Source organism: Marivirga arenosa (assembly GCF_030503875.2).
In the GTDB taxonomy this organism is placed as follows: domain Bacteria; phylum Bacteroidota; class Bacteroidia; order Cytophagales; family Cyclobacteriaceae; genus Marivirga; species Marivirga arenosa.
In genome coordinates this window covers 3,582,356-3,603,696 of sequence record NZ_CP129968.2, presented here as the reverse complement: position 1 = coordinate 3,603,696, position 21,341 = coordinate 3,582,356, and the positions used below count along the sequence as shown (strand labels likewise).

Annotated in this window: 19 protein-coding genes; 14 read left to right on the top strand and 5 right to left on the bottom strand. The window is 34.7% G+C overall.

Features of this window, described 5'->3' with window-relative positions:
• The first annotated feature begins 13 nt into the window (after positions 1-13).
• The 11 genes from QYS47_RS15460 to QYS47_RS15410 all read left to right on the top strand — a co-directional run bounded on the left by QYS47_RS15460 (position 14) and on the right by QYS47_RS15410 (position 8,925).
• Positions 14-1,141, top strand: a complete 1,128-nt coding sequence (locus tag QYS47_RS15460; protein WP_322347037.1) for a putative phage abortive infection protein — start codon at positions 14-16, stop codon at positions 1,139-1,141.
• A complete protein-coding gene (locus QYS47_RS15455) occupies positions 1,107-1,850 on the top strand; it encodes a hypothetical protein (RefSeq protein ID WP_322347036.1) in 744 nt (247 codons plus the stop codon). The genes QYS47_RS15460 and QYS47_RS15455 overlap by 35 nt, the downstream gene beginning before the upstream one ends.
• Positions 1,851-2,088: 238 nt before the next feature.
• Positions 2,089-2,418 carry a type II toxin-antitoxin system RelE/ParE family toxin gene (locus QYS47_RS15450; protein ID WP_322347035.1) on the top strand — a complete coding sequence of 110 codons (330 nt, stop codon included), beginning with the start codon at positions 2,089-2,091 and terminating at the stop codon, positions 2,416-2,418.
• A 16-nt stretch (positions 2,419-2,434) separates the two neighbouring features.
• The gene (locus tag QYS47_RS15445; RefSeq protein WP_322347034.1) at positions 2,435-3,526 is read left to right on the top strand and encodes an ImmA/IrrE family metallo-endopeptidase; all 1,092 of its coding nucleotides are present in this window, start codon (positions 2,435-2,437) and stop codon (positions 3,524-3,526) included.
• 19 nt (positions 3,527-3,545) lie between these two features.
• On the top strand, positions 3,546-4,082 hold the full coding sequence (locus tag QYS47_RS15440; RefSeq protein WP_322347033.1) for a hypothetical protein: 537 nt from the start codon (positions 3,546-3,548) through the stop codon (positions 4,080-4,082).
• Positions 4,083-4,142: 60 nt separating this feature from the next.
• Entirely contained in the window at positions 4,143-4,742 is a 600-nt protein-coding gene (locus tag QYS47_RS15435; protein WP_322347032.1) for a hypothetical protein, read from the top strand.
• Positions 4,743-4,961: 219 nt separating this feature from the next.
• On the top strand, positions 4,962-5,534 hold the full coding sequence (locus QYS47_RS15430) for a hypothetical protein (protein WP_322347031.1): 573 nt from the start codon (positions 4,962-4,964) through the stop codon (positions 5,532-5,534).
• 461 nt (positions 5,535-5,995) lie between these two features.
• Positions 5,996-6,445 (top strand): KTSC domain-containing protein, encoded by a 450-nt coding sequence (locus QYS47_RS15425; RefSeq protein WP_322347030.1) that lies wholly within the window; start codon positions 5,996-5,998, stop codon positions 6,443-6,445.
• Between the two features lie 81 nt (positions 6,446-6,526).
• On the top strand, positions 6,527-7,000 hold the full coding sequence (locus QYS47_RS15420) for a GNAT family N-acetyltransferase (RefSeq protein WP_302123183.1): 474 nt from the start codon (positions 6,527-6,529) through the stop codon (positions 6,998-7,000).
• Positions 7,001-7,096: 96 nt separating this feature from the next.
• A complete protein-coding gene (locus tag QYS47_RS15415) occupies positions 7,097-7,816 on the top strand; it encodes a YdcF family protein (RefSeq protein ID WP_308355847.1) in 720 nt (239 codons plus the stop codon).
• 416 nt (positions 7,817-8,232) lie between these two features.
• The gene (locus QYS47_RS15410; protein WP_322347029.1) at positions 8,233-8,925 is read left to right on the top strand and encodes an alpha/beta fold hydrolase; all 693 of its coding nucleotides are present in this window, start codon (positions 8,233-8,235) and stop codon (positions 8,923-8,925) included.
• Between the two features lie 366 nt (positions 8,926-9,291).
• On the opposite strand, the gene QYS47_RS15405 is transcribed toward QYS47_RS15410, so the two are convergent.
• Positions 9,292-9,618 (bottom strand): winged helix-turn-helix transcriptional regulator, encoded by a 327-nt coding sequence (locus tag QYS47_RS15405; RefSeq protein ID WP_322347028.1) that lies wholly within the window; start codon positions 9,616-9,618, stop codon positions 9,292-9,294.
• 85 nt (positions 9,619-9,703) lie between these two features.
• Here QYS47_RS15405 and QYS47_RS15400 point away from each other — a divergent pair, with 85 nt between their 5' ends.
• Together QYS47_RS15400 and QYS47_RS15395 are read left to right on the top strand one after the other, a co-directional pair.
• The gene (locus tag QYS47_RS15400; protein ID WP_322347027.1) at positions 9,704-10,348 is read left to right on the top strand and encodes an NAD(P)-dependent oxidoreductase; all 645 of its coding nucleotides are present in this window, start codon (positions 9,704-9,706) and stop codon (positions 10,346-10,348) included.
• A 164-nt stretch (positions 10,349-10,512) separates the two neighbouring features.
• The gene (locus QYS47_RS15395; protein WP_322347026.1) at positions 10,513-11,379 is read left to right on the top strand and encodes an NmrA family NAD(P)-binding protein; all 867 of its coding nucleotides are present in this window, start codon (positions 10,513-10,515) and stop codon (positions 11,377-11,379) included.
• Between the two features lie 101 nt (positions 11,380-11,480).
• On the opposite strand, the gene QYS47_RS15390 is transcribed toward QYS47_RS15395, so the two are convergent.
• The 4 genes from QYS47_RS15390 to QYS47_RS15375 all read right to left on the bottom strand — a co-directional run bounded on the left by QYS47_RS15390 (position 11,481) and on the right by QYS47_RS15375 (position 19,608).
• Entirely contained in the window at positions 11,481-13,520 is a 2,040-nt protein-coding gene (locus QYS47_RS15390; protein WP_322347025.1) for a M16 family metallopeptidase, read from the bottom strand.
• A gap of 24 nt (positions 13,521-13,544) precedes the next feature.
• Entirely contained in the window at positions 13,545-14,873 is a 1,329-nt protein-coding gene (locus QYS47_RS15385; RefSeq protein WP_322347024.1) for a M16 family metallopeptidase, read from the bottom strand.
• Positions 14,874-15,078: 205 nt separating this feature from the next.
• Positions 15,079-16,707 carry an L-glutamate gamma-semialdehyde dehydrogenase gene (gene pruA / locus QYS47_RS15380; protein WP_308355853.1) on the bottom strand — a complete coding sequence of 543 codons (1,629 nt, stop codon included), beginning with the start codon at positions 16,705-16,707 and terminating at the stop codon, positions 15,079-15,081.
• A gap of 258 nt (positions 16,708-16,965) precedes the next feature.
• Positions 16,966-19,608 (bottom strand): AsmA-like C-terminal region-containing protein, encoded by a 2,643-nt coding sequence (locus tag QYS47_RS15375; protein WP_322347023.1) that lies wholly within the window; start codon positions 19,606-19,608, stop codon positions 16,966-16,968.
• A gap of 171 nt (positions 19,609-19,779) precedes the next feature.
• Here QYS47_RS15375 and QYS47_RS15370 point away from each other — a divergent pair, with 171 nt between their 5' ends.
• Positions 19,780-21,315 (top strand): cryptochrome/photolyase family protein, encoded by a 1,536-nt coding sequence (locus tag QYS47_RS15370; protein ID WP_322347022.1) that lies wholly within the window; start codon positions 19,780-19,782, stop codon positions 21,313-21,315.
• Positions 21,316-21,341 lie beyond the last annotated feature (26 nt).

Genomic DNA, 21,341 nt, shown 5'->3' with positions numbered 1-21,341 from the left:
AAATTTTGAAAATATGAACAAGGATTTTACAACACAATATTTAATCAAAATTGCATTAAGGGTTGCAGGTCCTATATTAATCTTCTTATGTGTTGTCTATATAGTATCGATAATTTCTATTCATGGTCTTTCTGAAGAGACTATTACAAGTACCAAAGATGCTTTTTCAACTTCTGGTAGTCTTGGAGATACTATCAATGGCATTTTCGCACCATTAATGGGTGGATTAGCGGTAATAACTACCTTTTTAGCTTTTATTGCTCAATATGATGCCAATCAAAAAATCACGAAGCAATTTCAACGTGAGCGATTTGAAAATAAGTTCTATGAAATGTTAAGATTACATAAAGAGAACATAAATGAAGTAGAGATTCGAAATAACTATAAAGGTAGGAAGGCTTTTATTAAGATGTATGTAGAATTTAGATTTATCTATTTTATTGTCAATGCTATTAGAGAAAATTGGGAAGAGAAAGGCAAAGCAGTTAACGATAATGAAGATTACTACATGAAAATTGCTTATACAATTTTCTTTTTTGGAGTAGGGGATTTAGAAGAAGGTAGTTTGATATACGAAAGCAAGGATGATAAATTTTTTGAGGAAGTAATAGAATACTGTAATAATAAAGTGCATACTGAAAAAAAAGAAGCAGGTCATATAAGCGCCAGAATTCCAAATAAGGGAACCCAGATTGAAATATGGGATGCGAAATATAATCCCATGATGGGGCATGCATCGAAACTAGGCCATTATTTTAGACATCTTTATCAAACCATAAAATTCGTTGTATTAGCGCCTCCTTTTTCTGATGATTTAGAAGAAGATCAGAAAATTAAGTATGAATACATTAAAACCTTGAGGGCTCAGCTTTCTAATCATGAACAAGCTATGATTTATTTTAATAGTTTCTTTAAAGCTGGGAATGTTTGGTGGGGTGACGACAAAATTAAAAGTAGAAATAAAGACGGGTCACTGATAAGTTATTTTCTCAATTGGCGAATTATTAAAAACCTACCATTTAATTTAACTCAGTTTGGGGTAAGTCCAAAAGATAAATTTGCTAGAGAGTTGGAAAACAGAGGTAATAGCAAAAAGGAAATAGAAAATGAACTGGTTAAATTATTTGAGTGGTTGGAATAAGGATTTTAATATGAGTTTTATAAAAGGCGAAAACGGACAATTAAGAATTGGTAGAATTTTAGTAATATCAATAATAGCAGTATTTACAATTTGGGCGACAACGTTTATTGTTTTGTATTTTGCTCAAGAACCTGGCCAAGTTGGTGACAGTTTTGGAATGGTAAATGCGCTCTTTTCAGCATTAGCCTTTTCTCTTTTGATCTACACTTCTTTATTACAAACACAAGAATTACGTTTACAACGTGAGGAATTACGTGAAAACCGCAAGCAACTTGAATCTAGCGCTAAAGCACATAATGAGATGGTAAGGCTTAATAAAATTATTCATGCTGATAAAATATTGCCTCAATTTAAAATAATAGATTTTGAAAAATCTGTGAGAGGGTACTTGTTTTCCTTAAAAGTGATGATTGGACCTATTTCTTTTAAAGATATTAATGTCTCGAACAGTAGAGCATATTCGGTTAATGGAGTGACTAATAGTAGACTTCTAGAAGAAGATGCGGTGCTTGGTCCAATAAGTTTTCAAATTGATTCATTATCAGAAGATGATAACATTTCTATTATTTATACTGACTCAGAACAAGTCAGATATCATCAGCAAGTATTTCGGCAAGAAAATAATTGGTCATTAGGGAAACCTGAGGTGGTTCCTACTTACTCAGGTCCGTTAATTAAATTTGCTTCACCTAAGAGGTCACGAAGTTAAATTTACTATTTGAAAAAGTGTAAGAAGTTGGATGACCATAAACAACTCTTTGCAGATGTTTTCAATATTTGCCATTAGGATTTGGGGCATTTTGACGCATTGGTGGTTCCAGATACTGACTTAGATTATCTAATGAGTTTGATTAAGTAGAATTATAAGTTTTATTTGAATTAAAAGAACAGTAAAACTAAATATTAAAAATAATTACCTTTTTTCGTTAACTTTTATTACATTTGCATTGTTAATAAACTACAAAACCAAAAAATTACAAAAGCAATTGACTGACCCCAAGCAGCTCAATAAACATTATGGTCAGCTGGCTAGAAAGATTAATCAGCGATTGAAAATGTTGAAGGCTGCCGATAATCTGGCGGTGATGAAAACACTACCGGGTGGCTGTCATGAGCTAAAGGAAAATTATAAAGGCTGTTTGGCTGTGGATGTATCAGGTAATTATCGACTGATATTTAAACCTGATCATGATCCGATCCCAGAAAATAAAAGTGGTGGACTGGATTGGGAGTCAGTTACCATCATAGAAGTTCAAGAGATAACAGATTACCATTAAGCACTTAACTATTTCAATGATGAATGATGTATTGAAATTACGCAGAGAACAACTCACACCTCCTGGAGACGATATTCAAGAAACTATAGATGGCATTGGGATGAGCCAAAAAGAATTGGCAGAAAGAATGGATAGACCTAAAGAGAAAATCAACTCTTTAATTAAGGGTAATGAACCTTTAACCATGACTACTGCAATAGGTCTCGAGCGAGTTTTAGGAATTCCTAAATCATTTTGGCTTAATAGAGAAAGGGAATATCGAGAACAATTAGCCGATATAGAGGCTGAAGAATTTTTGGAGCAATGTAAAGATTGGTTAAAATCATTTCCTGTCAAAGAAATGAAGAAATTTGGCTGGTTGTCAGATACTCAAGACAAATCAATATTATGCGATGAATTATTAAAGTATTTTGGGGTTAACAGTCCCGAAAGATGGAATCATATTTATGTGCAGGAAAAAGAAGTGGCGGTGGCATTCAGAGCATCTTTAGCACATACTTCTTCTCCTCAAGCTTTATCGGTTTGGTTACGCAAAGGACAACTTGAAGCCCAAAAAGAAAAACTGACTGAATTCAACAAAAGTAAATTTAGAGCTGCACTGAAAGAAGCTAGAAACTTAGCGTTTCAACAGCCTAGTGATTTCGCACAACAATTAATTAAATTGTGTAGAGAATCTGGTGTCCATTTGGTGTATACACCAAAACTTCCAAAAGCCGCAATTAGCGGAGCCACTAAATGGGAGGGAGATAATCCTTTAATTCAATTATCCGATCGCTATAAAACAAATGACAGATTTTGGTTTACTTTCTTCCATGAAGCTGGCCACATTTTATTGCATGGTAAGAAAGAGATATTCCTAGATGGTTTAGATACAGACAATACAGATTTGGAAAAGGAAGCAGAAGCAGATCAGTTTGCTGCAGACCAATTAATCCCTAGAGCGAACTATTCTAGAATGATGGAGGAGGTACAATCTACAGAAGATTTAGAAAGATTTGCCAATGAAATTGAAATGCATCCGGGGATTATTATTGGAAGGCTACAACATGAAAAAGTGATTCACTTTAGCCAGTTTAATGAGTATAAAGAGAATATAGAGTTGTTTTAATAAAAAAGAAATAGGAGCTATGTTAATAAAAATTATATCAGTTTTAATAAGTATTGCTAACTTAGTTTTAAACGTTTACAAGTTGAGAGCTAAAGAATCAAAATATGATAAAGGAAAAATAAAACTATCAAGGTTCATAAATAGATTAGAACGAATAGAGTCAGAATACAAAAAGTCATCTCAATTAATGTTCCCAGAAGCTAAGAAAAAAGACTTGCCCTGGTTGATAAAATTAAGGGAAGCTAATCCACTCATTACTAGAAAAAAGCTTCGGATTTTATACTTGAGTGGAACAATAACATATTTAAATGGGAAATTTTATTTCTGTCCGAAGTGGAAAAAATGGGAAGAGAGATTTATTGGGTATTCTCTAACATTTTTAATTTGCAGTCCTATTATTGCTATTTACGCAACTAAATTCCTTTCTCTTGATTTTATTCCGAGTATATCTCTTGTTTTAATATCGATATTCTTTTTTCTATTGGGATATTTCCTCCTGATTAAAGTCAGACCTTATTTCACAACTAGAAAAGTGGAATATCTTTTTTATAATTAGTCCTTTTTTGGATGAAAATCTTTTCATGTTTTTATTTATCAATAAGATTTCAACATAAGAATGTCTTATCAATCCAAATCCACTGACAGCTTTAACACTCGCTTAAGGTTTTACTTATTCGAAAAAGTATTAAAGCATAAAAATGCTGAATTCAAACCCTCACTTCAGGAGTTTATGGATTTCGATTTAAGAGACAAAGAAGAGTTAATTTATAAATACACTGCTGAGTATTATCACAAGGAGAGAAATGATTCAGTAGACGGAGTTGAAATAGATAAGATTTATAAATTTATCAAAGACTCGGAAAACAAACTAAAGCCAAGATTAGAAGAATGGCGAGTGGGGTATTTTATTGAGGTCTTTTCAAGGATTTTATCTAAAAATCAATATGAAAAGTTGATAAAAGAGACAGAATGCTACTATTGTAATACCAGCATAGAAAAGATACAGGAGCTTATTGAAGCTGGTAAAATTTATAAAAAGAATGAGCGTGGCTGGAATTTAGAAATAGATCGTAAAGAACCTAATCAGGAATACTTTTATGATAATTTAGTTATGGCTTGCTACTGGTGCAACAATGCCAAAACTGATGAATTTACACCTGATGAATTTAAGCCAATTGGAGAAGCAATAGGAAAGGTGTTGAGATCAAGGAAGTAGGCCTGAGATTACAGATATTCTAAACCTGTCAGGTTTCCTGAAATTTCAGTGAAGTAACATAACAAGTCCAACAATTAATGGAGCACATAAACCTGACAGGTTTTTTTATACTAATTTCAGTTTAATAAAATCTGAACTTAATAAATAGCTAGTTCCTCTCTTGCTAATCCTACCTAAAGCTTGCAGATTTGTAATCTCAATTCACCAAAAAAGAAGCCCATGAGTTCAGAAAAGTATGCCGTGATCTGGAAGCATTTTGAAAAAGATTCTGCAGTAGGGAAAAGACTAAATGCGAATGCTGATTTTAGTTTGCCCTACTTCCTGTCGGAGGAGGAGAAAAAGAAGTTTGATCAAAAGGAGCAGGTGAGCTTGAATCATTTCCATATGGTGATGGGCTTATTAGTAGGCTATTTTGATAAACCACCGGGTGTAGATACTTCCTTCGCCAAGGAAAAAGCGGCTACCATTATCAATGAAAATCTGGCGAGTTTTAAAACGAATTCACTGGAGAATTTAATTCTGGATTTATCCAATTTCCTGCGTGACAGCCATGGCCAGAAAGTAAGCTTACAATCATTAATAGCAGGAGTAGAGCTCTTAGCTGAAAGTAGTGCCATTAAATATGATGCATGCATTGATTTAATCAATTGCATAGATGATGACGAATTGGATGATCGACTGGCAGCGGTTCAACAATTGAAATTATTATTAAGTAAAATTGACCCGAAAAAACTAAATAAAGAGCTCGTACAAGATTATCTGAAGATGATAGAAATTGCGAATGAGTTTTAACTACGGCTAAGTGCTTTACTGCTGAGACCTGTCAGGTTTTCAAAACCTGACAGGTCTTGTTTGCTAGCAATTTTAGTTGTTTTTCGGACTACAGTTCTGCAAAATCTACTTTAATTTCAATGCTATATTTTTCATCAACAGCATTTTACGAACTTTATTTAATTAGGGCTTGCTGAAAAAGTCTCAGGTACGTCAGATACAATCGGTCGAAGTGCAGGGGTATGCCTATACCTTAATCTTCGACCGGGCAGTAGGTGGCGTGCCTGAGGCTAGCTCAAAAAATTGAATTTCAAATTTTTTGAAGTGCAAGGAAAAGTGGAGAGATCTAGAGAAAATCCTTGCTCATGTTATCAAAAGCGTAATAGTTTTTGATATATTTTTCCCACAAACAAATTTTTATTGGAAAATGCGTTTTTAAGCATGTCCTAACTACCTTTGCGCTCTAATTAGAAAGCACCCTTATGAAGCGTATTAAAGAATACAAAAAATTATTTAATGTGGAAGGTCCTATTGACTTAAAGCAATTAAAAACCACCTATAGAAATCTAGTAAAAGAATGGCATCCCGATAAATTTCAGGCTGGCGATCCTAAAGCAGAAGAAGCTGAAATCAAAAGTCAGCAGATCATTGATGGCTATCATTTCTTAATCAGTATTGCACCTGAAACCCATAAGGCCAATTTGGAAGAGTATACCAAAACTACTACCGAATCGAATATTTTGGATTTCAGACATAAGGGATTATTGTTAGAGGTTAGCTTTTTAGACGGAACGACTTACGAATATTTTGGTGTGAATAAGAATGTCTATCAAAAGCTTTGTAATGCTGATAAACCCTACCGCTTTGCAAAAAGAAATATCTTCCAGAATTTCTTATACAGAAAATCAAAGAAAGCGATGGAGACAGCTTAAAGCTTTCACCAAATGGCATCTTGCCAATTTATTTCCATCATTTCTTTGCGCCTTATCCTCTAAGCGATTAAATTTATTTTTATGAGTGTAACGATAAGAAAAGCAAGCGAAAAAGATATACCAAGAACTTTAGAGTTAATCCAGGAATTAGCGGTTTACGAACGTGAGCCAGATGCTGTAGTGGTGGATGTGGAAGAACTCATTAAAGATGGTTTTGGTGATAATCCTGCCTATGGTTTATTTGTGGCAGAAACGGAAAATGGAATTGTAGGCATAGCCTTATATTATTTCCGCTATTCTACCTGGAACGGAAAGGTGATGTATTTGGAAGATTTAATTGTAACCGAGTCAGAAAGAGGAAATGGCTATGGTCGAAAATTGTTAAATGCTATACTTGAAGAAGCGGATAAGCTAAATTGTAGGTTAACAACCTGGCAAGTGCTGGATTGGAATGAGCCTTCTATTGAATTTTATAAAGCCATTGGTGCAGATTTAGATGAAGGATGGATCAACTGTACTGTAAAGCAAGATCAGTATAAAAGGATTTATCAATAAAGTGGGAATAACTTTTCCAAAGTTCCAAACTTTGGAAAAGTTGAATCTTTAAATAATATGTTCTTCATCCTCTCCAAAACCATAAGTTATTTATTAATGCCAGCCACTTTGATTGGCCTTGTTTGGCTAGCTTTTTTCATTTTCCGCAGATGGAAATTCCGAAAATATTTAGCCATTTTGGGCTTTAGCTTATTTGTCATTTTTACCAATGATTTTTTAGCCAATAGTTTTCTAAAGGCATATCAGTCTCCGCCTGCCGACTTGCAACAGATTAAATCCAGGCATTATACCTATGGAGTTTTACTCACAGGGATGACCAATACCCTCAAAGAGCCAAAAGATAGAGTTTATTTCAATCAGAACGCGGATCGACTTTTACAATCTATCATGCTTTTTGAGCAAGGAATAATCGATACGCTATACATTTCAGGAGGAGGTGCTACCGCATTAAGAAAGGACTTACAAGAGTCTGCAGTGCTGCTCGGTTATTTGAAATCTATCAATTTTCCTGTGGCTCGGGTAAAAATTGAAGATCAATCTAGAAATACAGTGGAAAGCGCTCGTTTAGCTTCTGACTTCATTGATAAAAGCAGACCCTTATTACTGATTACCAGTGCTTCTCATATGCCCAGGGCGGCAGGCTGCTTTAGAAAGCAAGGCTTTCAATTGACAGAATACCCAACAGTTTATTATACAAACGACCAGCTCATTAGTCCGTCCATGTTTCTTCCTTCAGATGATGCTCTATTCAAATGGCACACCTTGTTTAAAGAATGGATGGGCTATACCGCTTATTGGCTAGCAGGTTATTTGTAATTTATAAACAGTTATATTAAGTTATTAAGTCCAAGCGGACGCTTGAACTAGTTTAGAATATCAGATACTGCGATTAAGTAAACCCATCAGATTTCGAGGAATTGACAGAGTGGAATAGTAGTCATTTTCAGAATAAAGAGCAGATATAAACCTGACAGGTTTTGGTAGTCAATTGAAAGCTGATAATTTAAGATGAAAAGTCCAAGCGGACGCTTGAACTATTTGAGCCGAATTAATCTGACGGTTTTCATTTTAAAGCAGTTCAGCAAAATTTTCTAAACCTGTCAGGTTTCACAGAATAAAAAGAGTAGAATAGTAGTCATTTTCGGAATAAAGAGCAGATAAAACCTGACAGGTTTTAGTTTTTTTATCAGAAGAAAATTAAATGATAAATTAATAAAAAAGGAAACAGTTTTATGGCAAATAAACCAACCCTTATTCTATTACACGGAGCTTTAGGAAGCTCAAAATCTTTCGAATTTTTAATTCCGAAACTGGAAAAGGATTTCAAACTCATTACCCCTGATTTTAAATGGCACGGAAGTAGGGCCGAGGGTGGCGCTGGCTTTAAAATGCAAGATTTAGTGGATGATTTGGAATCTATTTTAACGAAAGATAATATTTCAAATGCAGCTGTTTTTGGGTTCAGTATGGGTGGATATGTCGCATTAGCACTTGCCTTGCAAAAGCCGGATTTGTTTAATAGAATCATGACTTTGGGTACTAAGCTCGACTGGAAAGCAGAACAAGCTAAGCAGGAAGTGAAGATGTTAGATCCAGAGAAAATTCAGGAGAAAGTACCTCAGTTTGCCGAGCATTTGAAATCTCAACATGCTGAAAATTGGTCAGCCCTATGTACTCAAACAGCTGAAATGATGTTGGATTTAGGAAGTCATCCTTTACTAAATACCACCAATGTGAATAAGTTAGAACTTCCGATAAGATTGGGCTTAGGCGATCAAGACCATATGGTGAGTTTGGAGGAAACGAATGCATTTTACAAAGCACTTCAGAATGGTCAAATGCAGGTGTTCCCCAAAACGAAGCATCCTATTGAAAGAGTAAATGCAGACTTGCTTTCTGAAGCTATCTTGCAATTTTTTAAGTAAGAGGTCAAAATTGAATTAGTGGTAATTTTTTAGGGCTAACTCTAAATGCTGAGCTCTCTTGTTCACTGTTTTAATCAAATAGAAATTTTGCTGCTCTTTTAGCGTTCTCTTGCGATTATTCATTAGAGAAAATTATGCGATGAAGTAAAAAAATGTAGTAAATTATCCCCTAATTGCAGATCAGCTTTTCTATATCTTTCACATTATAGATGTAATAATACATAAATGTAGGAAGAAGTGGAATTGTCTGTGTTGATATGGAAGCATATAATTTCAACTCCCATATGTTGAATTAGGACAGAATTGGATGATTTTATTGGAGGAGAGTCTTAATCAATAAACATGAAAAGAATAGTTTTTTGATTGTTATAGAGCTGTATACTGTTCTGCAAAATCTTTCATGTGTTCTATTAGCGGCAAAGCTAGTTTTCCTTTTTTGGTTAATTCATATTCTACTCTAGGGGGTACCTCTCCATAATTTTTTCTGAATACTAATTCACTATCTACTAAATTCTTTAATTCTTGTATCAACATTTTTTCGCTGATGTCAGGAATATCCCGTTTTAATTTTGATAAACGTTTCGGTTCATGCGCTAGTTGAATGATAATTAGAAGCTTCCATTTTCCGCCTACTAATTCAAGCGTGGTTCTAATAGGACATCTCGGACTTACTTTAGCAATGTCTTTTTCCATACTTACAAAAAGGTGTGTATATAATTACTGAACAAGTACCTAATTATTGGGTATAATAGCAAATAACTAAGGAGTAATTAAAGATATGAAGAAATTAGCTGTATTCGGAGCGAGTGGAAAAACAGGAGAGAAATTTGTAGAACAAGCACTTGACGCAGGCTATTCGATTAAAGCATTGGTTCGAAATCCTGAAAAAATCAAAACTAAAAAGTCAATAATAGAAATCATTCAAGGAGATGTTTTAAATCCAGAAGATGTAACTAAAACAGTGAGTGGTACAGACATGGTAATAAGTTTGTTCGGTCATGTAAAAGGATCACCAGAAGGATTACAAACAAAAGGTACCCAAAATATCATAAAAGCTATGCGAACAGCAGGAGTTAACCAAATTATTTCTCTATCAGGTGGTGGGCTACCTTTTCCTGATAAAGACCAACCAAAATTCATGGACAAGATGATTCGTTTCATCATGAAGTTGGCGGTTCCTAAAATACTTAATGATGCTGTGGAGCATGCTGAATTGTTGAAAAATAGTGCTACGGATTGGATTATTGTAAGGGGGCCAAGGTTGACAGATGAGCCCAAAAAAGATGATTATCGAGTGGGCTGGGTCGGTGTTAATGCAAGTACCAAAATAGGAAGAGAAGATTTAGCCGATTATATTCTCCAGCTTTGCAAGGATGAAAATTTTGCAAAGTATAATAAACAGATGCCTTTTGTAAGCTATTGATGGACCTTGTATCAATATTTTTCCCTTAAGCTTAAGTAATATGTTGATCAATATGAAGGGCCCAGCATCATAAAACAGCTAAAAGCTGAATGGCTTCTTCAGAATTATGTTGAAGCTATAGAAGCATTAGAAATATATTTTTTAGAATTTATCAAATTAAAATCATGAAACTTTTAATCACTGGTGCCACCGGAAATATTGGGAAAGCAACAATAGCGGCTTTATTGGAACTCAAAATCGAATCAAAAATAATTGCTGGAATTCGAGATTTAGAAAAGGATAGTACCGCTTTTGAAAAGTCTCATTCTCTTGAATTTCAGGAGTTTGACTTTGAAAATGTCAATCAATTCAACGACTACTTAAGCGGTGTGGACGTTTTGTTTTTATTGAGACCACCTCAAATATCCGATACGAAAAAATATTTTAAGCCTTTAATAGAAGCAGCAGTTCAAGTGGACATTCAACATATTGTTTTTCTATCAGTTCAGGGTGCAGACAAAAACAGTATTATTCCTCATCATAAAATTGAAAAAATGATAATGGGCTCAGGTATTAACTATACTTTCTTGAGGCCAGCTTATTTTATGCAAAACTTTACTACCACCCTAAGGAAGGATATAATTGAAAAAGCGGAGGTGTATTTACCAGCGGGTAATGCGAAGTTCACCCTTGTAGATGTAAACGATATCGGTCAAGTAGGAGCTAAAATATTGCAAAATCCAGAAATGCATCAAAATAAAGCTTATGATTTAACCAATAATGAAAAATTGACTTTTGGAGAAATGGTAAGTCAAATCAATCAAGTGACAGGTCAAAATATTATATTCATATCCCCCAACTTGCTCTCTTTCTTTTTTAGAAAAAGGAAGGAGAGAGTGCCTACTATGCTGATATTTGTAATGATTATGCTACACTATTTCCCAAGATTTCAAACAACTCCGGAAATAAGTGATTCTGTTTTGAAGATAAGTGGAAAAAAGCCTGAAAGCTTCCTTGGCTTTGTTAAGAGGAATAAAGAACAATTTAAATAACTATTTAACTTTAATCGCCAATTTTAATCTTTTTAGATTCAATAAAAAAAGCCCGAATAAAGATGATTTATTCGGGCTTTTCTTAAAATGTTATTAATCCTTTATTTAAAAGTATCTTCTTTGATTTCGAAATTGATCACTGCAGATTCTAAATCAGCACTTAATTGAAAGCCCTGACTGATCGCTCTTTTTTCAGGAACCATGATTCCATCCACTTCTTTGTATGATTTAATGACTTCAGATCCTTGAGCAGAGCTTGATTTCACTTTTAATCCTGATTCTGCATCAAAGTAAGAAGTAGAGCTTATTCCGGAAGGTAAAGTGACACTTACACCATAGGCAGGTTTGCCATTTACTTCTTCAACATTCGTCAATTTTAAAGTAGCTCCAATTTCATCGTAATAAAGTTCAGGATAAATTTTAGCGCCAAATTTGATATTATCCTTTGCCGCATCTGGTACTGGAACTTCCTGTCCTTGCTGAAAAACTTTCACATCTTCATCAGTTACCAATACTTTACTTAATACCATTGGTCCCATAGCAGTCTCATTTTTGTAGTTGGCATTATTTTTTACTTCCGTAATGGTTATATTCTGACCTTGAACACTCGCTGAGTAAACTGTTTTGATAGACTTTACTGCTTCGATATTCTCTTTTCCGCCTAATGCTTCAAAGTATTTTTCGAATACTTTCTCAACTGTTAAGTCAGCAGGCATCGCGCTTTTGTCATTCGGATCATACTCTTCGCCTTTACGGTTAAAGTATTTCACTTCACCAAAACGCTCTAATTTTTCTGCTACTTCAGATCCCTTACCCACTACTAAAATATTAGCTTGCTCGGGAAGGATATATTTTTGAGCCGCTGCTTTTACATCTTCTAAAGTTACCGCTTCTAAATTCTTCAAATAGTTCGCATAATAATCTTTTGGAAGATTGTATCGCGCAGTATTGATCGCGAATGAGGCTACCGTTTGTGGGCTTTCTAAAGATCTGGCAAAACTGCCTGAAATAGAAGCTTTAGCAGCATCTAATTCTTCTTGTGTTACACCTTCTTTATTGATTTTCACTAATTCAGCCATAAACTCATTCACAGCACTATCAGTCACTTCATTACGCACACTAGCGCTTGCATTAAAGCTTCCGACTAATTCATCTGCACTCAATGAAGAGCCAGCACCATAAGTAAAGGCCTTGTCTTCTCTAAGGTTTTGATTTAGTCTTGAAGAGAAACCACCTCCTAAAATTTCATTTAAAACTCTTGCTGTAATTACATCTTCGCTACCAATTGGAAGCTCAACTGGATAAGTCACATTGATCACAGATTGTACGGAAGCTTCACGATCAACTAAAGCCACGAAAGTTTCTTCCGGAGGAGTAGGCATTTCATATTCTTTTGTTGGAACTTCTGCTTTTTCCCAATTTTCGAAATTTTTCTTGATTAACTTCTTAGCATCTTTAGGCGTAATATCACCTACAATCGCTAGGTAGCCAATATTTGGCTTGAAGTAGGTATTATAATATTCTTTGATGCCTTCTAAATTGATATTTTCAATCGTTTCTTCAGTTTCGAATTCACCGTATGGGTGATTGTCTCCATATACTAATTTACCTCTAACGTTTGAAGCAATAGCATTCGGATCGTCTTTTGATGCAGCTAAACCAGATAATGATTGTTTTTTTAACTTATCTAATTCCTCTTCCGGGAAAGATGGATTAAATAAGATATCAGTCATCAACTCCATTAATTTATCTTGGTGCTTAGTTAAAGAGGTAGCAAACATTCCTGTTGCGAATGTGCTGATGTTAGCCCCAATAAAATCGATGTCTTGATCTAATTCTGCTTTGCTTCTATTTTTAGTTCCTTTCATTAACATTTGACCCGCCATGCTCACATAGCCTGCTTTATCTTCTTCTAAGATTGGATCTCTGTCGAAGGTTAAAGAAAATGCAACTCTTGGTAACTTATGGTTTTCTACTACAAATACCTTTAGTCCATTTTTAAGAGTGAAAGTAGTTGGTTCGCCAATGTTAATTTCCTTTGCCGGCCCTGGTTCAGGAGCCGTAGTTCTGTCTACCTGTGCTATTGCAAAACTTGCAATAAGGGTAAAAATTAAGCTTATATATAATTTCTTAATCATCATTATTCATTTATAAAGTGAAACGACTTATTGGTTTTGTTGCGATTTTGGTAGATAATACAATACCACTCGATTGTCTTCATTAAGGTATTCATTAGCAACTCTTTTGATATCTTCCTTAGTTACATTCATGAATCTGTCAATTTCCTTATTGATTAAATTAGCATCGCCATAGTAAACATGATAATTTGCTAAGCTTTCAGCTATACCGGCCATTCTACTGTTTCCTGAGATAAAGTCGTTTTCTTTCTGATTTCTTATTTTCTCAAATTCTTTATCAGAAATCAATTCTTCCTGTACCTTCTTGATCTCAGCATCCATAGCTGCTTCTAATTCTTTTAAATCACCCCCGATAGTTGGTAATCCAAATAATAGATATAGGCCCGGATCTTCTGACGAAAAAGGGATAGCGGCTACCTGTAAAGCTTTTTGCTGTTCATCTACCAATGATTTATACATTCTGGCAGACTGACCACCAGATAATACTGTACTCAACATTTCAAGAGCATATGAATCTTCAGTACCTTGTGCTGGCATATGATAAGCCTGAATTACGGCCGGTAATTGGATGTTATCATAGATAGTATCTCTCACCTCTTCTTTCTGCTCTGGTTCTACAATATTAGGTCTTGGAATTTCTTTTCCTCCCTTTGGTATAGTGCCAAAGTAATCTTCTATCATTTTTTTTGCTTCTGCAGTGTCAATATCACCTGCAATAGATAATGTTGCATTTTCCGGGACGTAGAATGTTTCATAAAACTCAACAAATTCATCTAATGAAGCCGTATTTAAATGCTCTAAAGAACCAATTGGCGTCCAACGATAAGGGTGCCTTGTGTAAGCTCTTTTCATTACTTCCTCCAACACGCTTCCGTAAGGCTGGTTATCAACACGCTGTCTTTTTTCCTCTTTCACTACTTCTCTTTGTGTTTCAACCCCAATATCTTCAATTTTTGCGTGCATTAATCGCTCAGATTCAAGCCAAAGCCCAAGTTCTAATTGATTTGAAGGTAGTATTTCGTAATAATAAGTTCTGTCATTTGAAGTGTTTGCGTTGTTAACACCACCTGCATTGGTGATGTATTTATTGAATTTACCTCTTTCAATATTTTCTGAACCCTCAAATAATAAATGTTCGAAAAAATGCGCAAATCCAGTACGTTCAGGATTCTCATTTTTTGAACCAACATGGTACATTACAGAAACAACTACAATTGGGGTAGAGTTATCCTGATGTAAAATCACGTGCATTCCATTGTCAAGATCAAATTCAGTGAATTCAATCTCTTTTTTTTGTGCAAATGCGCCTATTGACATCATTAAGCACAAAGACCCGATTATAAGTCTTTTCATCATAAGTTGATTGGTTTTAAATTGATTTACTTTAAAATTAATGCGAATATAATACAAATATTACATCGAAAAGTTTCGAAAATATTAATTATTTAAGAAGGTGAAGAAAGAGGATAGGGGGAAATAAATAAGGATAAAGTAAGTGCATGAAAAAAGCCTTCAAGAATAAACTCGAAGGCTTTCAGTTACTCTAATGAGTAATTAGATCTTATTCTCCCATGAACGGATATTTGTAATCAGATGGAGTAACGAATGTTTCTTTCACCATTCTTGCAGAACACCAACGTAATAAGTTCAATTTAGAACCTGCTTTATCGTTAGTTCCTGATTTTCTAGCTCCTCCAAATGGGTTTTGATTTACCACTGCACCTGTTGGCTTGTCATTTACATAGAAATTACCAGCCGCTTGGCTTAATCTTTTTGTAGCTTTCTCTATGATGTAGCGATCATTACTGAAGATTGCTCCAGTTAATGCATAAGGTGATGTTTCGTCAACTAATGTTAAGGTCTCATCAAAGTTTTCCGCTTCGTAAACATAAATGGTAACCACTGGACCGAATATTTCTTCCTGCATAGTAACATACTGAGGATCTTTAGTTACAATTACGGTAGGCTGAATGAAATAACCTTTTGAGTCATCACACTCACCACCAGCGATCACTTCTGCTACATTACTTTCTTTCGCATGGTCGATATAACCTTTAATTTTATCAAAAGCTTTTCTATCAATTACTGCATTAAAGAAGTTATCGAAATCTTCTGGTCCTCCCATTTTGATATCTTTGATATCTGCAAGAAGATTCTTTTTAACATCGTCCCAAATATTATTCGCAACATAAACTCTTGAGGCAGCAGAACATTTTTGTCCTTGATATTCAAATGCTCCTCTAGTGATAGCCGTAGCCACTTGCTTAGCATCTGCAGTTTTGTGTGCTAAGATGAAATCTTTACCGCCTGTCTCCCCAACAATTCTTGGATAAGATTTGTAGGTTTCAATATTCTCACCGATAGTTTTCCAAATCGTCTGGAATACTGCAGTACTACCTGTAAAGTGAATACCTGCAAAATCAGGATGCGTAAATACTTTTTTACCTACAGTTGGACCATCCACATAAATTAGGTTGATAACGCCATCTGGTACTCCTGCTTCTCTGAAGATTTCCATTACTACATTGGCAGAATAGATTTGAGAATAAGCAGGTTTCCAAACTACTGTATTACCCATAAGGGCTGCACTAGACGGAAGGTTACCTGCAATAGCAGTAAAGTTGAATGGAGTTAAGGCAAATACGAAACCTTCTAATGGTCTGTATTCCATTCTGTTCCAAATTCCATCAGGAGAATATGGTTGCTCCTCATAGATTTCGGTCATATATTTTACATTGAATCTTAAGAAATCGGCTAACTCACATGCTGAATCAATCTCTGCTTGATAAGCATTTTTAGATTGACCTAACATTGTAGCCGCATTAATTTTATCTCTGTATGGACCAGCGATTAAGTCAGCAGCTTTTAAGAATACTGCAGCTCTTTGCTGCCAGTGTAAATCAGCCCATTCCTGCTTAGCTGCTAAAGCCGCTTTTATAGCTTGATCTACATGGCTGGCATCGCCTTCATGGAATTGACCTAATTTATGCTGATGATCATGTGGAGGATTTAAAGGATGTGTTTTTCCTGTTCTTACCTCTTCAGCACCAATGTACATTGGAACATCAACTTCTTGAGATCTTAGCTCTTTTAACTTAGCTTGTAAAGAAGCTCTTTCTGGAGTTCCAGGAGCGTAGCTATTAACAGGTTCGTTCTTAGGTACTGGCACCTTGTAAATTGCTGTTGACATATTATTAAATAATTTATGCTTGAAAAATAAAAGTCTAAAATTAGGTAAATATTTCAGATTGCCTCGATTTTACCTTCTGAATTTTTACCCCTTGTTCATGCTTACGATTTTAAAATATTTTGTTGTAGCAAATGCCTTTTTTCTTAAATCTGGTCTTTCTTAAAATTGAGAAACAGTACAGCGGCATTTTCGAAGACATAAAAAAAGGAAAATCAAACTGATTTTCCTTTAATGCTATTTTGAATTATTTATTTCTGATCATTTACCATCACCAAACATATCTTTAAGCTTGCTCTTGGCTTTCTTTTTAAGCTTTTCTTTTTCCTCTTCAGCTTTCTTTTTAGCCTCTTCTTCAGCTTTTTTCTTTAATCTTTCTGCTTCAGCGGTCGCACTATCTTTTGCTGCTTTAGCTTTGGCTTCAGCCTCGGCTTTTAACTTATCTTTTTCAGCATCAATTTTTTCTGTTATCTGTTCTTTTGCTGAAGAAGCAACTGTGCTTCCGCCTTCAGAAGTTGTACTGCCTAGTTTAACTTTTGGATCATCGTAAGTACCCCCGATATTGAAGTTTAAATTGATGGAATTACCTACTACATTCAAGTTGTTGCCTAAGAGGCTTGAAATTGCCGAATTAGCAGCTTTTCCCATGCTTCCTGTAGGAACATTCATTTTTAAATTATAGGCAATGTCTCCACCTAATCCAGTGCTTCCATCAATAGTGGCATTGTAGTTTCCTATTTTCACATCAAATGGTTTTACATTCAATCTGCCATCTTTAATTTCTGCCTGAACCTTAACATCATTAATTTTCACTTCGCTTGTATTATCTAGTTTAGATAAGGAGGTTACTCCACTAATCACTTTGGAATCTTTAACGGCAGCTTGCACGATTTTAATCAATCCTCCACCCGATAAAGTATTCAAATCAGGCATCATAGTTTGAGTCAATAATCCATTCATGGAGAAATTCGTGCTGAATTTACCATCCATTTTTTCGGCTATTGGAGCGAATTTTTGAACTGTAGTAACATTCTTAAAGGTTTCAGGTATGCTGAATTCAGATATATCTAGTTTAAAATCAAACTTAGGTTCATATTCATCTTGGCTATTATAAATACCTGCCATTTTGATTGATCCGCCTAACATATCCACTTTCATTGGATCCAATGTTAAGATTCCATCTCTTATAATGATTTTACCTACTGCATTTTTCATATCAAAATTATCATATTTGATTGTTCCTACAGTGGCATCAAAAGTGAAATCAATAGTTTCAGGAATAACTACTACTTCCATAGCTGTAGTATCTTCAGGAGTCTCTGTCGCTTCTTCTTCAGATACTCCCATCATCTCGTTAATATCTAATAAGGATGATTTTAATTCCATATTTCCTTTAATAACGGCTTTTTTATCTAAAGCATAAGCAATGTAATTACTTACACCTCCATTTAAAGTGAAATCACTTTTACCATAGTTCCCAGCAAAATTACTAAGCGTAATGGCTTTAGGATCAAAGCTCATGTCTGCAGTTGTGATTTTAAAATCTGGCGAACCTTTTTCTGAATATGAAAAGTTCTTCATGCTCATGCTACCACTTGTATTCAGCTTAGCATAGTTTTCACTTTCTACATCAACATAGGAACCTTTTGAATTTAGGTTTGCGGATATCATTCCTGCTAATGTGAAATCTTCGGTAGGTTCAATCTTAGAAATAATATCTAAATTTAATCCTCCGTTTACACTTAAATCCCAAATAGGAGAATCGAAATTATTAACTTTTGCTTTGGCTGTAAATCTGTCTTTATCAATGCTGAGGCCAAAATTTTTGACTTCAAGATAACCATCTTTCATATCGCCACTTTGAGATGAAGCATGCATCTCCATAGCTATTTTTTCAATTGGCAATGGTACATCTGGGGATTTAACGTAGGCGTCTCTTACGGCAAGGTCAACTGAGAACCCAGGCATTTTAGTATCGCTGTAAATTCCTTTTACATAACCTGAGAAATCAAATTCACCTCTGGTTTCTAACGCATCAAATCCCTCAGCATACATACCCGGCACTAATGAAAGTAAACTCTTAAACTGAGTATCAGTGGTTGAGAATGCGATATCCATATCATAGTCATCAGTAGGCATCGCAAAATATCCATCAAAATTTAGGTTGAAATCGTTTAAGGATGCTTTGGCATTCTTGAAAGTAAACTTAAAATTATCTAGGTCCATACCAAACAACAGATCGGCTTTCAATTTTTTATGCGCAATGTATACATCTCCATCATAGGCAAAAGAAAAATCTTCAGCCGTTGTATTGGTTTGCATATCAAAAACAGAAAGTGAGAAATCACCATTACCAGAGTGATCTACTCCTAACAACGAAATAGCTACTCCATACATCTGATCCATGTAGTTAATTCTACCGTTTTTGATTTCCCAGTGGTCAATACCAAAGGTGAATTCATCCTCTGAAGTAGTTTCTTCTTCAGGAGTTTCTTCTTCAGAAGGATAGGTGATATCATAATTGGCTGAGCCATCTTCTAATACCAAAATATTAATTAATGGCTGGTCTAATGTGATTCCCTTAATATTCAGAGGTTCTCCTTTAATAATAGCTACTATATCCATTTCTACAGCGAAGTCTTTGGCTGCAAAAAGGGTGTCTCCCTCAAATACTTCTTTTCCGGAAATGGAGAAATCTTCCACTCCTAAGGTCATATTTGGAAAGTTTGAAATCAATGAAACTCTGATTTTTGTAGGGTCAAGATTAACTTTTGCATTTAGTGACTTGTCAATCTCAGTTTGAATGCTTGATATAATTTTATCCTTAAATACTATAGGTACCAGGACAATAGTTAAAACCAATAATCCTACAATACTGGCGAGAATGATTAATAGCTTTTTCATAATTTTTTCTTAGTTGAATGCAAATGTAAATTTATAAATAAAAAATGATAGCAAAAGTATAGCGTCATTTATCAATTCATAAAGTTCCTATTTAGGCAGCATTGTCGTTTTATTATCAATGTATTTTATCAACATTTATTTTATCCTAGAGTTGATATACAAATTTTTAATATGAAAAAGACATTGCGATTAGTTCTAGGGGACCAATTATACGAACGTCATTCCTGGTTTTCAGATGTAAATAATGAAATTATTTATGTGATGATGGAAATGCGTCAAGAGACAGATTATGTAAAACATCATATCCAGAAAGTTGTAGCTTTTTTTACAGCTATGCGATCCTTTTCAGAATATCTTAAAGATCAGGGCCATCACATAATATATTATAAAATCAATGACGATAATAATCAACACTCTTTAACTAAGAATTTGCAAGCGATAATAAAAAGCGAAAAAATTGAGCATTTTGAATATTTATTACCCGATGAATACAGGCTCGATCAGCAGCTTAAAGAATTTTGTAATCAGATCGAAATTTCTTCAGAATCTATGGATACAGAACACTTTCTGACCAAACGAGAAGATATCGCTAATTTCTTTAAAGGTAAAAAGCAGTTCTTGATGGAGAACTTCTATCGTCAAATGAGGAAGGATCATGATATTTTGATGAATGGGGAAGATCCAGTTGGTGAAAAATGGAATTTTGATCATGATAATCGCAACAAATATAAAGGAGAGGTTTCAATACCAGAGGAATATAGTTACCAAAACAATGTAGAAGATATTCTTGAAGAAATAAAAGATGCGGAAATTGATACTTTGGGGGAAATTAATGCGGATCATTTTGATTGGCCGATTAACAGGAAACAAGCCTTACAATTTATTAGGTATTTTTGTAGAGAACTGTTGCCGTATTTTGGAACCTATCAAGATGCAATGCACACGGATGAGAAATTTCTTTTCCATTCTAGATTATCATTTGCTTTAAATACAAAATTGATTCATCCTAAAGAATTGGTTGATAAAGTGATTGAAGCATGGGAAGATGATTCAGATCGAATTAGCTTAGCGCAAGTAGAAGGTTTCATCCGACAGGTTATTGGCTGGCGTGAATACATGCGAGGAATTTATTGGGCAAAAATGCCAGAATATGAGAAGCTTAATTTCTTTGAGCATAAAAGAAAATTACCTGAATTTTACTGGACAGGTGATACTAAAATGAAATGCCTTGAAAAATCTATCAAACAATCTTTATCTGATGCTTATGCTCATCATATACAACGGTTGATGGTGACCGGGAACTTTGCATTATTGAATATGACGGATCCTGATGAGGTTGATGCGTGGTATTTAGGAATTTACATTGATGCTATTCAATGGGTGGAAATTACCAATACGAGGGGTATGAGTCAGTTTGCAGATGGTGGAATTGTAGGTTCTAAGCCATATTTGGCGAGTGCCAATTATATGCATAAAATGAGTAATTATTGCTCCAAATGCCATTATGACCATAAAAAGAAAACCGGAAAAAATGCCTGTCCATTTAATAGTCTTTACTGGAATTTTTATGATAAGCACAGAGAAAAGCTAGAGAAGAACCAGAGAATTTCCATGATGTACAGAACATGGGATAAAAAGAGTAAAGAAGAAAAAGAGGAATTACTCAATCAAGCCAACTATTATTTAGATAATATTAACAAGCTTTAACATTAACACGATCTTATAAAAACATG

What these genes read in the sequence shown, in the direction of transcription:
- QYS47_RS15460 (WP_322347037.1), top strand. Translation starts at nt 14, where the DNA reads ATGAACAAGGATTTTACAACACAATATTTAATCAAAATTGCATTAAGG.
- QYS47_RS15455 (WP_322347036.1), top strand. Translation starts at nt 1,107, where the DNA reads ATGAACTGGTTAAATTATTTGAGTGGTTGGAATAAGGATTTTAATATG.
- QYS47_RS15445 (WP_322347034.1), top strand. Translation starts at nt 2,435, where the DNA reads ATGATGAATGATGTATTGAAATTACGCAGAGAACAACTCACACCTCCT.
- QYS47_RS15440 (WP_322347033.1), top strand. Translation starts at nt 3,546, where the DNA reads ATGTTAATAAAAATTATATCAGTTTTAATAAGTATTGCTAACTTAGTT.
- QYS47_RS15435 (WP_322347032.1), top strand. Translation starts at nt 4,143, where the DNA reads ATGTCTTATCAATCCAAATCCACTGACAGCTTTAACACTCGCTTAAGG.
- QYS47_RS15430 (WP_322347031.1), top strand. Translation starts at nt 4,962, where the DNA reads ATGAGTTCAGAAAAGTATGCCGTGATCTGGAAGCATTTTGAAAAAGAT.
- QYS47_RS15425 (WP_322347030.1), top strand. Translation starts at nt 5,996, where the DNA reads ATGAAGCGTATTAAAGAATACAAAAAATTATTTAATGTGGAAGGTCCT.
- QYS47_RS15420 (WP_302123183.1), top strand. Translation starts at nt 6,527, where the DNA reads ATGAGTGTAACGATAAGAAAAGCAAGCGAAAAAGATATACCAAGAACT.
- QYS47_RS15415 (WP_308355847.1), top strand. Translation starts at nt 7,097, where the DNA reads ATGCCAGCCACTTTGATTGGCCTTGTTTGGCTAGCTTTTTTCATTTTC.
- QYS47_RS15410 (WP_322347029.1), top strand. Translation starts at nt 8,233, where the DNA reads ATGGCAAATAAACCAACCCTTATTCTATTACACGGAGCTTTAGGAAGC.
- QYS47_RS15405 (WP_322347028.1), bottom strand. Translation starts at nt 9,618, where the DNA reads ATGGAAAAAGACATTGCTAAAGTAAGTCCGAGATGTCCTATTAGAACC.
- QYS47_RS15400 (WP_322347027.1), top strand. Translation starts at nt 9,704, where the DNA reads ATGAAGAAATTAGCTGTATTCGGAGCGAGTGGAAAAACAGGAGAGAAA.
- QYS47_RS15395 (WP_322347026.1), top strand. Translation starts at nt 10,513, where the DNA reads ATGAAACTTTTAATCACTGGTGCCACCGGAAATATTGGGAAAGCAACA.
- QYS47_RS15390 (WP_322347025.1), bottom strand. Translation starts at nt 13,520, where the DNA reads ATGATGATTAAGAAATTATATATAAGCTTAATTTTTACCCTTATTGCA.
- QYS47_RS15385 (WP_322347024.1), bottom strand. Translation starts at nt 14,873, where the DNA reads ATGATGAAAAGACTTATAATCGGGTCTTTGTGCTTAATGATGTCAATA.
- pruA (WP_308355853.1), bottom strand. Translation starts at nt 16,707, where the DNA reads ATGTCAACAGCAATTTACAAGGTGCCAGTACCTAAGAACGAACCTGTT.
- QYS47_RS15375 (WP_322347023.1), bottom strand. Translation starts at nt 19,608, where the DNA reads ATGAAAAAGCTATTAATCATTCTCGCCAGTATTGTAGGATTATTGGTT.
- QYS47_RS15370 (WP_322347022.1), top strand. Translation starts at nt 19,780, where the DNA reads ATGAAAAAGACATTGCGATTAGTTCTAGGGGACCAATTATACGAACGT.